The organism is Pseudomonas sp. NEEL19 (genome assembly GCF_028751975.1).
Classification (GTDB): domain Bacteria; phylum Pseudomonadota; class Gammaproteobacteria; order Pseudomonadales; family Pseudomonadaceae; genus Aquipseudomonas; species Aquipseudomonas juntendi.
Genome location: NZ_CP081491.1, coordinates 5,056,016 through 5,069,331, shown reverse-complemented (window position 1 = coordinate 5,069,331; position 13,316 = coordinate 5,056,016). Strand labels below are relative to the sequence as shown.

12 protein-coding genes are annotated in these 13,316 nt (G+C 64.0%); 9 read left to right on the top strand and 3 right to left on the bottom strand.

Annotated features, from left to right (window positions below; translation table 11 throughout):
• Positions 1 to 43: 43 nt before the first annotated feature.
• Positions 44 to 946: an SdiA-regulated domain-containing protein gene (locus K4A76_RS22495; RefSeq protein WP_110679523.1), complete on the top strand. Its 903-nt coding sequence runs from the start codon at positions 44 to 46 to the stop codon at positions 944 to 946.
• Between the two features lie 104 nt (positions 947 to 1,050).
• On the opposite strand, the gene rpiA is transcribed toward K4A76_RS22495, so the two are convergent.
• Positions 1,051 to 1,725 (bottom strand): ribose-5-phosphate isomerase RpiA, encoded by a 675-nt coding sequence (gene rpiA, locus K4A76_RS22490; protein WP_173891478.1) that lies wholly within the window; start codon positions 1,723 to 1,725, stop codon positions 1,051 to 1,053.
• A 133-nt stretch (positions 1,726 to 1,858) separates the two neighbouring features.
• Between rpiA and ilvA the strand changes: the two genes are divergently transcribed.
• The 4 genes from ilvA (at position 1,859) to ptsP (ending at position 6,772) form a co-directional block, all read left to right on the top strand.
• A complete protein-coding gene (ilvA, locus tag K4A76_RS22485) occupies positions 1,859 to 3,373 on the top strand; it encodes a threonine ammonia-lyase, biosynthetic (RefSeq protein WP_009685079.1) in 1,515 nt (504 codons plus the stop codon).
• 43 nt (positions 3,374 to 3,416) lie between these two features.
• Positions 3,417 to 3,842, top strand: coding sequence for a DUF2269 domain-containing protein (locus K4A76_RS22480; protein ID WP_009685080.1), 426 nt, complete (start codon positions 3,417 to 3,419; stop codon positions 3,840 to 3,842).
• Positions 3,843 to 3,990: 148 nt separating this feature from the next.
• Positions 3,991 to 4,470, top strand: a complete 480-nt coding sequence (locus K4A76_RS22475; protein WP_003249017.1) for an RNA pyrophosphohydrolase — start codon at positions 3,991 to 3,993, stop codon at positions 4,468 to 4,470.
• 22 nt (positions 4,471 to 4,492) lie between these two features.
• Positions 4,493 to 6,772: a phosphoenolpyruvate--protein phosphotransferase gene (gene ptsP / locus K4A76_RS22470; RefSeq protein ID WP_009685081.1), complete on the top strand. Its 2,280-nt coding sequence runs from the start codon at positions 4,493 to 4,495 to the stop codon at positions 6,770 to 6,772.
• 59 nt (positions 6,773 to 6,831) lie between these two features.
• Here ptsP and K4A76_RS22465 read toward each other — a convergent pair whose 3' ends face one another.
• Positions 6,832 to 7,578, bottom strand: coding sequence for an NRDE family protein (locus tag K4A76_RS22465; RefSeq protein WP_236166617.1), 747 nt, complete (start codon positions 7,576 to 7,578; stop codon positions 6,832 to 6,834).
• Positions 7,579 to 7,707: 129 nt separating this feature from the next.
• Here K4A76_RS22465 and K4A76_RS22460 point away from each other — a divergent pair, with 129 nt between their 5' ends.
• From K4A76_RS22460 to K4A76_RS22450, 3 genes are read left to right on the top strand one after another with little or no spacing between them, the layout of a single operon-like run.
• Entirely contained in the window at positions 7,708 to 8,490 is a 783-nt protein-coding gene (locus tag K4A76_RS22460; RefSeq protein WP_274411176.1) for a sulfite exporter TauE/SafE family protein, read from the top strand.
• A 16-nt stretch (positions 8,491 to 8,506) separates the two neighbouring features.
• Positions 8,507 to 9,313, top strand: coding sequence for a prolipoprotein diacylglyceryl transferase (lgt, locus tag K4A76_RS22455; RefSeq protein ID WP_009685084.1), 807 nt, complete (start codon positions 8,507 to 8,509; stop codon positions 9,311 to 9,313).
• A gap of 51 nt (positions 9,314 to 9,364) precedes the next feature.
• Positions 9,365 to 10,336, top strand: a complete 972-nt coding sequence (locus tag K4A76_RS22450; protein ID WP_029887260.1) for a thymidylate synthase — start codon at positions 9,365 to 9,367, stop codon at positions 10,334 to 10,336.
• A 191-nt stretch (positions 10,337 to 10,527) separates the two neighbouring features.
• Here the strand turns inward: K4A76_RS22450 and cadR are convergent, their stop codons facing one another.
• A complete protein-coding gene (cadR, locus tag K4A76_RS22445) occupies positions 10,528 to 10,971 on the bottom strand; it encodes a cadmium resistance transcriptional regulator CadR (RefSeq protein ID WP_274411175.1) in 444 nt (147 codons plus the stop codon).
• Positions 10,972 to 11,053: 82 nt separating this feature from the next.
• Between cadR and K4A76_RS22440 the strand changes: the two genes are divergently transcribed.
• A complete protein-coding gene (locus tag K4A76_RS22440; protein ID WP_274411174.1) occupies positions 11,054 to 13,282 on the top strand; it encodes a heavy metal translocating P-type ATPase in 2,229 nt (742 codons plus the stop codon).
• The last annotated feature ends 34 nt before the right edge of the window (positions 13,283 to 13,316 follow it).

Here is a 13,316-nt window from a genome sequence, read left to right as displayed (position 1 = left end):
CATTCATGGTTAGATTCGCCATCCTTGTGCCGAGTCTGCCTGTATGCGTGGTTTTGTTCGTCTGTCCCTGGTAATAGCCGTTGTCTGCCTGTGCCTGCTCGGCTGGGCCGGGCATGAGTTCCGCCTTTACGAGCGCGCCTGGTTCAACCTCAAGACCTGGTGGCAGCCCGCCGAGCAGAGCATGGGGCTGGAGCGCTACCGGGTGGTGCTGGAAGCGCAGCCTATCGAAGGGTTGAACGACGATATATCGGCGCTGACCTACGACCCTGACCGCAAGACCCTGTTTACCGTCACCAACGCCCGTTCGGAGTTGATCGAGCTGTCGCTGGACGGGCGCATCCTGCGCCGCGTGCCGCTGACGGGCTTCGGCGACCCGGAGGCCGTGGAGTATGTCGGGCCAAACAGCTATGTGATTTCCGACGAGCGTCAGCAACGGCTGATCCGGGTGCGCCTGGACGACGACACGTTGTTCCTCGATGCCGGCGATGCCGAGCAGCTCAGCCTGGGCATTGGCCTGAACGGCAACAAAGGCTTCGAAGGCCTGGCCTACGACTCAGCGGGCAAGCGCCTGTTCGTGGCCAAGGAACGCGACCCGATGCTGATCTACGAGGTCCATGGCTTCCCGCACGACAACCCGGAAAAGCCCTATGCCGTGCATGTAGTACAGGACCGCAAGCGCGATTCACGGTTGTTCGTGCGGGACTTGTCGAGCTTGCAGTTCGATGAGCGCAGTGGGCACCTGCTGGCATTGTCCGACGAGTCGCGGCTGTTGCTGGAGCTGGATATCGAGGGCAGGCCGCTGAGTACCCTGTCGCTGCGCAAGGGCTACCAGGGCTTGCAGGCGACCGTACCGCAGGCGGAGGGGATTGCGATGGACGAGGCGGGAACCCTTTATCTGGTCAGTGAGCCGAACCTGTTCTATGTGTTCAAGCAGCCGGCTGACTGATCGTCTGTCAGGGCCCTTCGCGGGTAAACCCGCTCCCACAGATAGCTCGCCAGGCTCCAGGCCAGTGGCGATCGCTGCAGGAGCGGGTTTACCCGCGAAGCGGTTTAATTGGCCGTCAGGCTCTTCACACCTTCAGCAGTACCCAGCAACAGCAGGTCCGCCGGCCGCGCCGCGAACAGGCCGTTGGTCACCACGCCAACAATGGCGTTGATCTGTGCTTCCAGCTCCACCGGGTTGGTGATCTGCAGGTTGTACACATCGAGGATCACATTGCCGTTGTCGGTCACCACACCCTCGCGGTACACCGGGTCGCCGCCCAGCTTGACCAGTTGGCGGGCCACGTGGCTGCGGGCCATCGGGATCACCTCGACCGGCAGTGGGAAGGCGCCCAGCACCGGCACCAGCTTGCTGGCATCGGCGATGCAGATGAAGGTCTTGGCCACTGCTGCAACGATCTTCTCGCGGGTCAGGGCTGCGCCGCCGCCCTTGATCAGGTTCAGGTGCGCGTCGCTTTCATCGGCGCCGTCCACGTAGAACTCCAGCTCGCTGACGCTGTTCAGTTCGTACACCGCAATACCATGCCCCTTCAGGCGCTGGGCCGTGGCCTCGGAGCTGGCGACGGCACCGTCGAAGGCGGTCTTGTGCTGAGCCAGGGCATCGATGAAGAAGTTGGCGGTCGAACCGGTACCGACGCCGACGACGCTCTTTTCATCCAGCTTCGGCAGAATGAAGTCGACAGCGGCCTGGGCGACGGCCTGTTTGAGTTGGTCCTGGGTCATGCGGGCTCCGGAAGGGGCAGGGCGGTTTCAAAGTTGCCTAGTATAACGGCTCGCACGGCTTTGCTGTGGTCGCCCGACGTAGCGCTGGGGTAGACTTCCAGCCCTTGTCCCGCGGCCCAGTGATGCTTTCCCGATGCTCGAACAGTACGTCAAGAAGATCCTCACCTCGCGCGTCTATGACGTTGCCGTCGAAACCCCGTTGCAGAGCGCCGGGCAACTGAGCAAGCGCCTGGGCAACCAGATTCTGCTCAAGCGCGAAGACCTGCAGCCGGTGTTCTCGTTCAAGATCCGCGGGGCGTACAACAAGCTGGCCCAGCTGACCCCGGAAGAACTGGCGCGCGGCGTGGTCACTGCCTCGGCCGGCAACCACGCCCAGGGCCTGGCCCTGGCCGCGCGCGAAATGGGCATCAAGGCCACCATCGTGATGCCCAAGACCACCCCGGAGATCAAGGTCGAAGGCGTGCGCTCGCGTGGCGGCAAGGTGGTGCTGCATGGCGACTCGTTCCCCGAGGCGCTGGCCTATTCGCTGAAGCTGGTCGATGAAAAGGGCCTGGTCTATGTCCACCCTTACGATGACCCGCACACCATCGCCGGGCAGGGCACCGTGGCCATGGAAATCCTGCGCCAGCACCCTGGCCAGCTGGACGCGATCTTCGTGCCGGTGGGCGGCGGTGGCCTGATCGCCGGTATTGCCGCCTACGTGAAGTACCTGCGTCCGGAAATCAAGGTCATTGGTGTAGAACCGGATGACTCCAACTGCCTGCAGGCGGCCATGGCCGCGGGTGAGCGCGTGGTGCTGCCGCAGGTCGGGCTGTTCGCCGACGGCGTGGCGGTGGCGCAGATCGGCCAGCACACCTTCGATATCTGCCGCCACCATGTGGATGAAGTGGTCACGGTCAGCACCGATGAAATCTGCGCCGCAATCAAGGATATCTACGACGATACCCGCTCGATCACCGAACCGGCCGGCGCGTTGGGTGTGGCGGGCATCAAGCGTTATGTCGAACTGTACGGCGTGACCGGCCAGACCCTGGTGGCAATCGACTCCGGCGCCAATGTCAATTTCGACCGCTTGCGCCATGTGGCCGAGCGTGCCGAACTGGGTGAAAAGCGCGAGGCGATCATCGCCGTTACCATTCCTGAACGCCCGGGCAGCTTCAAGGCGTTCTGCCAGGCGATTGGCAAACGCCAGATCACCGAGTTCAACTACCGCAAGCACACCTCGGACGAGGCGCATATCTTCGTGGGCGTGCAGACCCACCCGGAAAACGACCCGCGCGCAGCCTTGGTGCAGCACTTGAGCGAGCAGGGCTTCCCGGTAACGGACCTGACCGACAACGAGCTGGCCAAGTTGCACATTCGTCATATGGTCGGCGGCCACTCGGCTGGCGCCAGCGATGAAATGGTGCTGCGCTTCGAGTTCCCGGAACGGCCGGGGGCGCTGTTCAATTTCCTCGACAAGCTGGGTGGGCGCTGGAATATCTCGATGTTCCACTACCGTAACCACGGCGCGGCAGACGGGCGTGTGGTGGCGGGCCTGCAGGTGCCGGAAGACGAGCGTCACCTGGTGCCAGCGGCACTGGCCAAGATTGGTTACCCCTACTGGGACGAAACCGAGAACCCGGCTTACAAGCTGTTCCTCGGCTGAGCGGCTAAGCTGGGCTGAAGGCCTGCTCAAGGACAACGCACACATGGAACATCTGACCACCCTGAAAACGCTGCACATCATCGCCACCGCACTCCTGCTGCTGGGTGCCCTGGGCCTGGCGGTGTGGACCGTGCGCGCCCGCCGCCAGGGCGATGCGCAGGCCTATGCCAAGCTGCTGCGCCGGCCGCTGGTGTTCGTGTGGCTGGTAATGGTGCTGTGCCTGGTAAGCATGCCGTTCACCGGCTGGTGGCTGGTGCACCTGGTCGGTTGGCCGCTGGGGCAGACCTGGGTGCTGGCGTCCAGCGTCATCTATACGCTTGGTGCGTTTGCCGTGTGGTGGCTGCTGGTGCGGCTGAACCGGCTGCGCAAGGCCGAGCCGGTAGGGTTGCGCTTCACCTTGGCGCTGGCGGTGTTCAGTGGCGTCTGCCTGCTGTCCATTGCCGGGCTGATGGGCGCCAAGCCAGTCTGACTAAGCAGCGGCCAACGCTTGCCTGCATCACCTTGCCTTCACCGAACAAGGAGTTTTCACGCCGCGGCACATAAGCGTGGCGGGCGCGTTGCTGCGCTCGCAAGCTTTGTGGAACAATGCGGTGACATGCGTTTGCGAGGTTGCTGCCGTGATCGACCCGGATGGTTTTCGCCCCAATGTCGGGATCATTCTCACGAATGATGCCGGGCAGGTGCTATGGGCTCGACGGATCAACCAGGATGCCTGGCAATTTCCCCAGGGTGGTATCAACCCTGACGAAACGCCGGAAGATGCCCTGTACCGCGAGCTGAACGAAGAAGTTGGCCTTGAACGCGATGATGTGGAAATTCTTGCCTGCACCCGTGGCTGGTTGCGTTATCGTTTACCGCAGCGCCTGGTGCGGACCCACAGCCAGCCGCTGTGCATCGGCCAGAAGCAGAAGTGGTTCCTGCTGCGCCTGGTCAGCAACGAACAACGGGTAAGAATGGACCTCACCGGCAAGCCGGAGTTCGACGGCTGGCGTTGGGTGAGCTATTGGTACCCGCTGGGCCAGGTTGTGACATTCAAGCGCGAGGTATACCGGCGCGCCCTGAAAGAGCTAGCACCGCGTCTTCTGACGCGCGACTGACGACGGAGTTCGACCCCGAGCCATGCTCAATACGCTGCGCAAGATCGTCCAGGAAGTAAACTCCGCCAAAGATCTCAAGTCGGCGTTGGGGATCATTGTCTTGCGCGTCAAGGAGGCCATGGGCAGCCAGGTCTGCTCGGTGTACCTGCTTGACCCGGAAACCAATCGCTTCGTGCTGATGGCCACCGAAGGCCTGAACAAACGCTCCATCGGCAAGGTCAGCATGGCGCCCAACGAAGGCCTGGTCGGCCTGGTCGGTACCCGCGAAGAGCCGCTGAACCTGGAAAACGCCGCCGACCACCCGCGTTACCGCTACTTTGCCGAAACTGGCGAAGAGCGATTCGCCTCGTTCCTGGGTGCACCGATCATTCACCACCGCCGCGTGGTCGGGGTACTGGTGATTCAGCAGAAGGAGCGCCGCCAGTTCGACGAGGGCGAAGAAGCGTTCCTGGTCACCATGAGCGCCCAGCTTGCCGGGGTTATCGCCCACGCCGAGGCCACCGGCTCGATCCGTGGCCTGGGCCGGCAGGGCAAGGGCATTCAGGAAGCACGTTTCGTCGGCGTGCCTGGCTCGCCAGGCGCTGCCGTAGGGCGTGCCGTGGTCATGTTGCCGCCTGCCGACCTCGAAGTGGTGCCCGACAAGGCCGTCGATGACATCGACGCCGAGCTCAAGCTGTTCGAAAACGCCCTTGAAGGCGTGCGCGAAGACATGCGCAAGCTGTCGGCCAAACTGGCGACGCAGCTGCGCCCGGAAGAGCGCGCCCTATTCGATGTGTACCTGATGATGCTCGAAGACGCAGCGCTGGGCGGCGAGGTGACCGCGGTCATCAAGACCGGCCAATGGGCCCAGGGCGCCCTGCGCCAGGTGGTCGGCGAGCACGTCAACCGCTTCGAGCTGATGGACGACGACTACCTGCGCGAGCGTGCCTCCGACGTGAAGGACCTGGGCCGGCGTTTGCTGGCCTACCTGCAAGAGGCCCGCTCGCAGTCGCTGGTCTACGCCGACAACACTATCCTGGTCAGTGAGGAGCTGACCCCGGCAATGCTCGGCGAAGTGCCGGAAGGCAAGCTGGTCGGCCTGGTGTCGGTACTGGGGTCGGGCAACTCCCACGTTGCCATCTTGGCCCGTGCCATGGGTATCCCCACGGTGATGGGCCTGGTCGACCTGCCGTACTCCAAGGTCGACGGCATCGAGCTGATCGTCGACGGTTACAAGGGCGAGGTGTTCACCAACCCGAGCGAAGTGCTGCGCAAGCAGTACAGCGACGTGGTCGAGGAAGAGCGCCAGTTGGCCCAGGGCCTGGATGCCCTGCGCGAGCTGCCCTGCATCACCCCCGACGGCCACCGCATGCCGTTGTGGGTCAATACCGGCTTGCTGGCCGATGTGGCCCGGGCCCAGCAACGCGGTGCCGAAGGGGTGGGCCTGTACCGCACCGAAGTGCCGTTCATGATCAACCAGCGCTTCCCCAGCGAAAAAGAGCAGCTGGCCATCTACCGTGAGCAGTTGGCGGCCTTCCACCCGCTGCCGGTGACCATGCGCACCCTCGATATTGGTGGTGACAAGGCGCTGTCGTATTTCCCGATCAAGGAAGACAACCCGTTCCTTGGCTGGCGCGGCATTCGGGTGACCCTCGACCACCCGGAAATCTTCCTGGTGCAGACCCGCGCCATGCTCAAAGCCAGCGAAGGCCTGAACAACCTGCGCATCCTGTTGCCGATGATTTCCGGTATTCACGAGCTGGAAGAGGCGCTGCACCTGATTCACCGGGCCTGGGGCGAGGTGCGCGACGAAGGCACCGACGTGCCGATGCCGCCGGTTGGCGTCATGGTGGAGATCCCTGCGGCGGTGTACCAGACCAAGGAGCTGGCGCGGCAGGTAGATTTCCTGTCGGTCGGTTCCAACGACCTCACCCAGTACCTGCTGGCCGTGGACCGCAACAACCCACGGGTCGCCGACCTGTACGACTACTTGCACCCGGCGGTGCTGCAGGCGCTGAACACCGTGGTGCGTGATGCCCATGGCGAGGGCAAACCGGTCAGCATCTGCGGCGAGATGGCGGGTGACCCCGCGGCAGCGATCCTGTTGATGGCGATGGGCTTCGACAGCCTGTCGATGAACGCCACCAACCTGCCCAAGGTGAAGTGGATGCTACGCCAGGTGAACATGGGCAAGGCCAAGGAGCTGCTGGTCGAAGCCTTGAGCCACGACAACCCGCAGGTTATCCACAGCTCGTTGCAGCTGGCGCTGAAAAACCTGGGGCTGGCGCGGATGATCGGGCCTGGGGCCAATAAAACCCTGTAAGGGGGGTGTTGCCTGTTCGGGCCTCTTCGCGGGCACGCCCGCTCCCACGAAGGCGCTGTTCAGATCGACAGCTCAACTTCCCCCAGGTGCCCACCAAACGGCCCGAAACTGCGCTCGATCAGGCGCCTTCTGCCCTGATCATCCACAATCAGCACAGTACTCGCGCGTGTCCCATAACTCTGGCTGGCAATAAAGACACTCGACAGCAGCTTCTCGGTCGCCATGCCCACGCCTGTGTCCGGTAGCTCACCGTCAGTTGCAGGCTCGCCATCGGCCAGCAGCGCCAGCAACTGTGGCGGCTCCGGCCTTTCCAGTAACCTCTGCAGCCCGCTTCGGGCCTTCACCAGTTTCGGCCATGGGGTATCCAGCCCGGCATTGGACAGCCCGTACACCCCGGCTTCCAGCAGGCGCGGCGCCACGTCTGGGCCATGCAGGTAACCCAGCTGGCGCCCATCACCCACCAGCAGGTTGAACCCCGAATACTGCCCGCTACGGCTGGCCACCTCGTCCAGGTAAGCCTCAACCCCCAGCTCACCCCGTAGATACCCCGCCACCAGCTCGCCGCGCGAGCGGGGCCCCTGCGCCTGCCGCGGGTCACGGATATTGGTCAGCGCCGCAAAGCGCCCCCGTGGACCCACGCCCAGCCAGGTGCCACCGGCCTCCAGGTCCCGCCCGGCATGCACCCCGGGCGCATCCTCCCAGGCCGCCAGGGCCTGGGCAGGGCGGGCGTAGAATTCGTCGCGGTTGGCCGCGACGATCAGCGGTAGGGCGTGCCCCGGCCGCCAGGCGAATACGATCAGGCACATCGGTCAGGCCTCTGTGTTTTCTGCCACTGTACCCACAGCTGCGGGCAGGATCCATCCTGACACAGACTTCACTAGAGCCTCGAACCCGGCTTCCGTTACCATGCCGGATTGATTTCTCGGGGATGCCGAATGGAATTCGTGCTCTATCTGCTGTTGGGCGCCTGTGCCGGCGTGCTGGCGGGGCTGTTCGGCGTGGGCGGCGGCATCATCATCGTGCCGGTGCTGGTGTTCAGCTTCACCCTGCAGGGTTTCGACGCCTCGGTACTGACCCACCTGGCGGTGGGTACGTCGTTGGCGACCATCGTGTTCACCTCGATCAACGCCGTGCTCGAACACCACCGCAAGGGCGCGGTGCAATGGCCGATATTCGCCTGGATGACCCTGGGCATCCTCCTGGGGGCCGGTGTCGGCGCCAAGACCGCCTCGCTGATCCAGGGCCCGCTCCTGCAAAAGATCATTGGTGTCTTCGCCCTGGTCATCGCCGCGCAAATGGCCCTGGACCTCAAGCCCAAGGCCAGCCATGGTGTGCCTGGCAAGCCTGTGCTGGTCGGCGCGGGTGGGGTGATCGGTTGGGCCTCGGCCATTTTCGGCATTGGGGGTGGCTCGCTGACCGTGCCTTTCCTGACCTCGCGCAGCCTGCCCATGCAACAGGCAGTGGCCACATCTTCTGCCTGCGGCCTGCCGATCGCCATGGCCAGTGCCTTGAGCTTCATGCTGCTAGGTTGGCATGAGCAGCACTTGCCGCCCCACAGCATGGGTTACGTGTACCTGCCGGCGCTGGTCGGCATTGCCGTGACCAGCATGTTTTTCGCCCGCTTTGGCGCGCGCCTGGCGCACAAGCTGTCGCCGCGCCTGTTGAAACGCCTGTTCGCAGCCCTGCTGTTCTGTGTTGGCCTCAGCTTTTTGATTTGAATCGAGAGGAAGTTCCATGCTGCCTTACCCGCAGATAGACCCCGTGGCCGTGGCCATTGGCCCGCTGAAAATTCACTGGTACGGCCTGATGTACCTGATCGGCATCGGTGGCGCCTGGTTGCTGGCCTCGCGTAGGCTGAACCGTTTCGACCCGACCTGGACCCGTGAAAAGCTCTCCGACCTGGTGTTCTGGCTGTCGATGGGGGTAATCGTCGGTGGCCGCCTGGGCTACGTGCTGTTCTACGACCTGCACGCCTACCTGGCCAACCCGACCTTGATCTTCGAGGTGTGGAAGGGTGGCATGTCGTTCCACGGCGGCTTCATTGGGGTGATGCTGGCAGCCCTGTGGTTCGGCAAGCGCAACAACAAGTCGTTCTTCGAGCTGATGGACTTCGTCGCGCCGCTGGTGCCGATCGGCCTGGGCGCCGGGCGTATCGGCAACTTCATCAACGCCGAATTGTGGGGCAAGCCGACCGACGTGCCGTGGGCGATGATCTTCCCGCCCTTCAGCGACCCCGCGCAACTGCCGCGCCACCCGTCGCAGCTCTATCAATTTGCGCTGGAAGGCGTGGCTCTGTTCGTGATCCTCTGGCTGTTCTCGCGCAAGCCGCGGCCGACCATGGCCGTGTCCGGCATGTTCGCACTGTTCTACGGCATTTTCCGTTTCATCGTCGAGTTCGTTCGCGTACCGGACGCCCAGCTGGGCTATCTGGCGTGGGGCTGGCTGACCATGGGTCAGATTCTCTGCGTGCCGATGATCCTCGCTGGCCTCGGCCTGATCTGGTGGGCTTATAATCGCAAGCCCACGGCGAATCCCGCCTGATTAATCCCACGGCAGGGGCGATCCCCCTGCCGTATCTGCTACAGGTAAGCCATGAAACAGTATCTGGACCTGGTCCGCGACGTTATCGAAAACGGCACGCTGCAGGGCAACCGCACCGGCATCCGCACCATCAGCCTGCCGGGTGCGATGCTGCGTTTCGACCTGCAGAAGGGCTTCCCGGCCATTACCACGCGCAAGCTGGCGTTCAAGTCGGCGATCGGCGAGATGGTCGGCTTCCTGCGCGGCGTGAAGAACGCCGGTGAGTTCCGCGAGCTGGGCTGCAAGGTGTGGGACCAGAATGCCAACGAAAACGCCCAGTGGTTGGCCAACCCGTTCCGCCAGGGCCATGATGACTTGGGTGAAATCTATGGCGTGCAATGGCGCCAGTGGCCTGGCTACAAGCGCATCCCGCTGGGCAACCCCGCCGCTATCGCCATGGCCGAGCAGGCGGGCTTCCGCCGCATCGCCCAGGACGAGGAAGACGGTGTCGCCTTCGTCATCCTGTACAAGGCTATCGATCAGGTGCGCCAGTGCCTGGACACCATCGCCAACGACCCGGGCAGCCGGCGCATCCTGTTCCACGGCTGGAACTGCGCGCAGCTCGACGAGATGGCGCTGCCGCCGTGCCACCTGCTGTACCAGTTCCATCCGAATGTCGAGACCAGGGAAATTTCCCTGACGCTTTACATCCGTTCCAACGACCTGGGCCTGGGGACACCGTTCAACCTTACCGAAGGTGCGGCGCTGCTGGCCCTGTTCGGCCGCCTGACCGGGTACACCCCGCGCTGGTTCACCTACTTTATCGGCGATGCCCACGTGTATGAAAACCACCTGGACATGCTCAACGAGCAGCTCAAGCGCGAGCCGCTGGAAGCGCCGAAGCTGGTGATCAGTGACCGGGTGCCGGCGTTTGCCGAAACGGGCAAGTACGAGCCCGAGTGGCTGGAGAAGATCGAGCCGAGTGATTTCTGGCTGGAAGGCTATGAGCATCATGCGCCGATGACAGCGCCGATGGCAGTGTAGGTCCTGGGATGGCCGGGGGCGCTTTGCGCCCCTTTCGCGACACAAGGCCGCTCCTACATCTGCAGCGTGAGCTTGAAGCCAGCACCCTAACCTGTGGGAGCGGGCGCGCCCGCGAAGCAGGCGACGTGGTGGCTGGCACCGGCTTTGCCGGTGTTCGCGGCTGAAGCCGCTCCTACGGGAGATCGTGTTCCTCAATGCCCGTGGCTGCGGCCCACGTGCGAATGCTCGGTTTCCGGCACCGTTACCGCACCATTCGTCTCCAGTTGCTGCAAGATCGCGCATTCTGCCCCCTGTGCGCTGCAGCGCCGGCGCAATTCCACCAACTGCGCCTGCAACGCTACCAGCCCGTCGATACGCGCCTGCACATGCTCGATATGCTCGTCGATCAGCGCGTTGACGCTGCCGCACGCGTTAGCCGGGCTGTCGCGCAGGCTTAGCAGGCTGCGGATTTCATCGAGGGTCATGTCCAGCGTGCGGCAATTGCGGATGAACGTCAGCCGCTCGACATGCGCCTGGGTGTAGAGGCGGTAGTTGCCGTCGCTGCGCGCAGGTGCGGGCAGCAGGTTTTCCCGCTCGTAGTAGCGGATGGTTTCCACCGCGCAGTCAGTGGCTTTGGCCAGTTCACCGATCTTCATTACCAAATTCCCCGCTAATGGCTTGACCCTATAGTGGCTACAGGGTGTTCACTTGGCAACAGGCTCACTTTAAGGACCCCCCATGAACCAGCCTGTCAGCCACGAACACAAGCACGGTCACCACCACGATCATGCCCATGGGCACAGCTGCTGCAGTGCCGAAGCTGCGCCGGCGCTGGTGCAGTTGAGCGAGCAGGCCAGTGGCCACGCGCACCTCAGCCGCTTCCGCATCGATGCCATGGACTGCCCCACCGAGCAGACCTTGATCCAGGACAAGCTCGGCAAGCTGGCTGGCGTCGAGCAATTGGAATTCAACCTGATCAACCGCGTGCTTGGCGTGCGCCACACCTTGGGTGGTACCGCCGAAATCGAGCGGGCTATCGACAGCTTGGGCATGAAAGCCGAGCCGCTGGGCGCCGAAGACGACGGCAGCGCCAGCGCATCGGCACCGGCGAAAACCCGTTGGTGGCCGCTGGCGTTGGCGGGTACTGCGGCAATCGCCGCGGAAATCGTGCACTTTTTTGCGCTTGCGCCGGAGTGGGTGGTGGCCGCGCTGGCACTCGCAGCCATACTCGGCTGCGGTCTGGGCACCTACAAAAAGGGCTGGATCGCCCTGAAAAACCGCAACCTCAACATCAACGCCCTGATGAGCATCGCCGTCACGGGTGCGGTGCTGATCGGGCAGTGGCCGGAGGCAGCCATGGTGATGGTGCTCTTCACCATCGCCGAGCTGATCGAGGCCCGCTCGCTGGACCGTGCGCGCAATGCCATCAGCGGCCTGATGCAACTGACGCCGGACATGGCGACGGTGCAGCAAGCCGATGGCCAGTGGCGTGAGCTGCCAGTGCGTGAGGTAGCCATCGGTGCACAGGTGCGGGTGCGCCCTGGCGAGCGCATTAGCCTGGACGGTGAAGTGACCAGTGGGCAATCCAGCGTCGATCAGGCGCCGATCACCGGCGAAAGCCTGCCCGTGGAGAAGGCGGTCGGCGACAAGTTGTTTGCCGGCACCATCAACCAGGCAGGGGCGCTGGAGTTTCGCGTGACCGCTGCTGCCGGGCAGTCGACCCTGGCCCGGATCATCAAGGCTGTGGAGCAGGCGCAAGGGGCACGGGCGCCGACCCAGCGCTTCGTCGACCGCTTCTCGCGCATCTACACGCCGGTGGTGTTCGCCATCGCCTTGGCCGTGGCGGTGGTGCCGCCGCTGTTCATGGCCAGTGCCTGGTTCGACTGGGTGTACCGCGCCTTGGTGCTGCTGGTGGTGGCGTGCCCGTGCGCCCTTGTGATCTCCACCCCGGTGACCATCGTCAGCGGCCTGGCCGCCGCTGCGCGCAAGGGTATTCTGGTCAAGGGGGGCATTTACCTGGAAGGCGGCCGCCACCTGGACTTCCTGGCCCTGGACAAGACCGGCACCATCACCCATGGCAAACCTGCCCAGACCGACGCCGAGGTGCTGGCGCCGCTGTTCGAAGGCCGCGCCCAGGCCTTGGCCGCCAGCCTGGGCGAGCGTTCGGACCACCCGGTGTCGCGAGCCATTGCCCAGTTCGGCAGGCAGCAAGGTCTGGCCTTGAGCGAGGTCGACGACTTTGCCGCCCTGGCCGGGCGGGGCGTGCGTGGCACCATCGACGGCCAGGTCTACCACTTGGGCAATCACCGCCTGGTCGAGGAACTGGGGCTGTGTTCGCCCGAGTTGGAGGCCCGCCTGGATGGGCTGGAGCGCCAGGGCAAGACCGTGGTCCTGCTACTCGACCCCAGCGGCCCGCTGGCGCTGTTTGCAGTGGCCGACACGGTCAAGGAAAGCAGCCGTCAGGCGATTGCCGAACTGCATGAGCTGGGCATCAAGACGGTGATGCTGACCGGTGACAACCCGCACACCGCCCAGGCCATTGCCGCCGTGGTAGGCATCGACCGCGCCGAGGGCAACCTGCTGCCGGCCGACAAACTGCAAAGCATTGAAGCCTTGTATGCTCAGGGCCACCGGGTGGGTATGGTCGGTGACGGCATCAACGATGCGCCGGCACTGGCCCGTGCCGAGATCGGTTTCGCCATGGCCGCGGCCGGCACCGATACCGCCATCGAAACCGCCGATGTGGCGCTGATGGACGATGACTTGCGGAAAATCCCGGCCTTCGTTCGGTTGTCGCGGCAAAGCGGGGCGATCCTGCTGCAGAACATCGTTCTGGCGCTGGGCATCAAGGCCATATTCCTGGCGATCACCTTTGCCGGCATGGCCACCCTGTGGATGGCGGTATTTGCCGACATGGGCGTGAGCCTTCTGGTGGTGTTCAACGGTTTGCGCCTGCTGCGCAAATAAAGGCCTGCCTGGTGCGTATGGGGCGGCTCAGGCT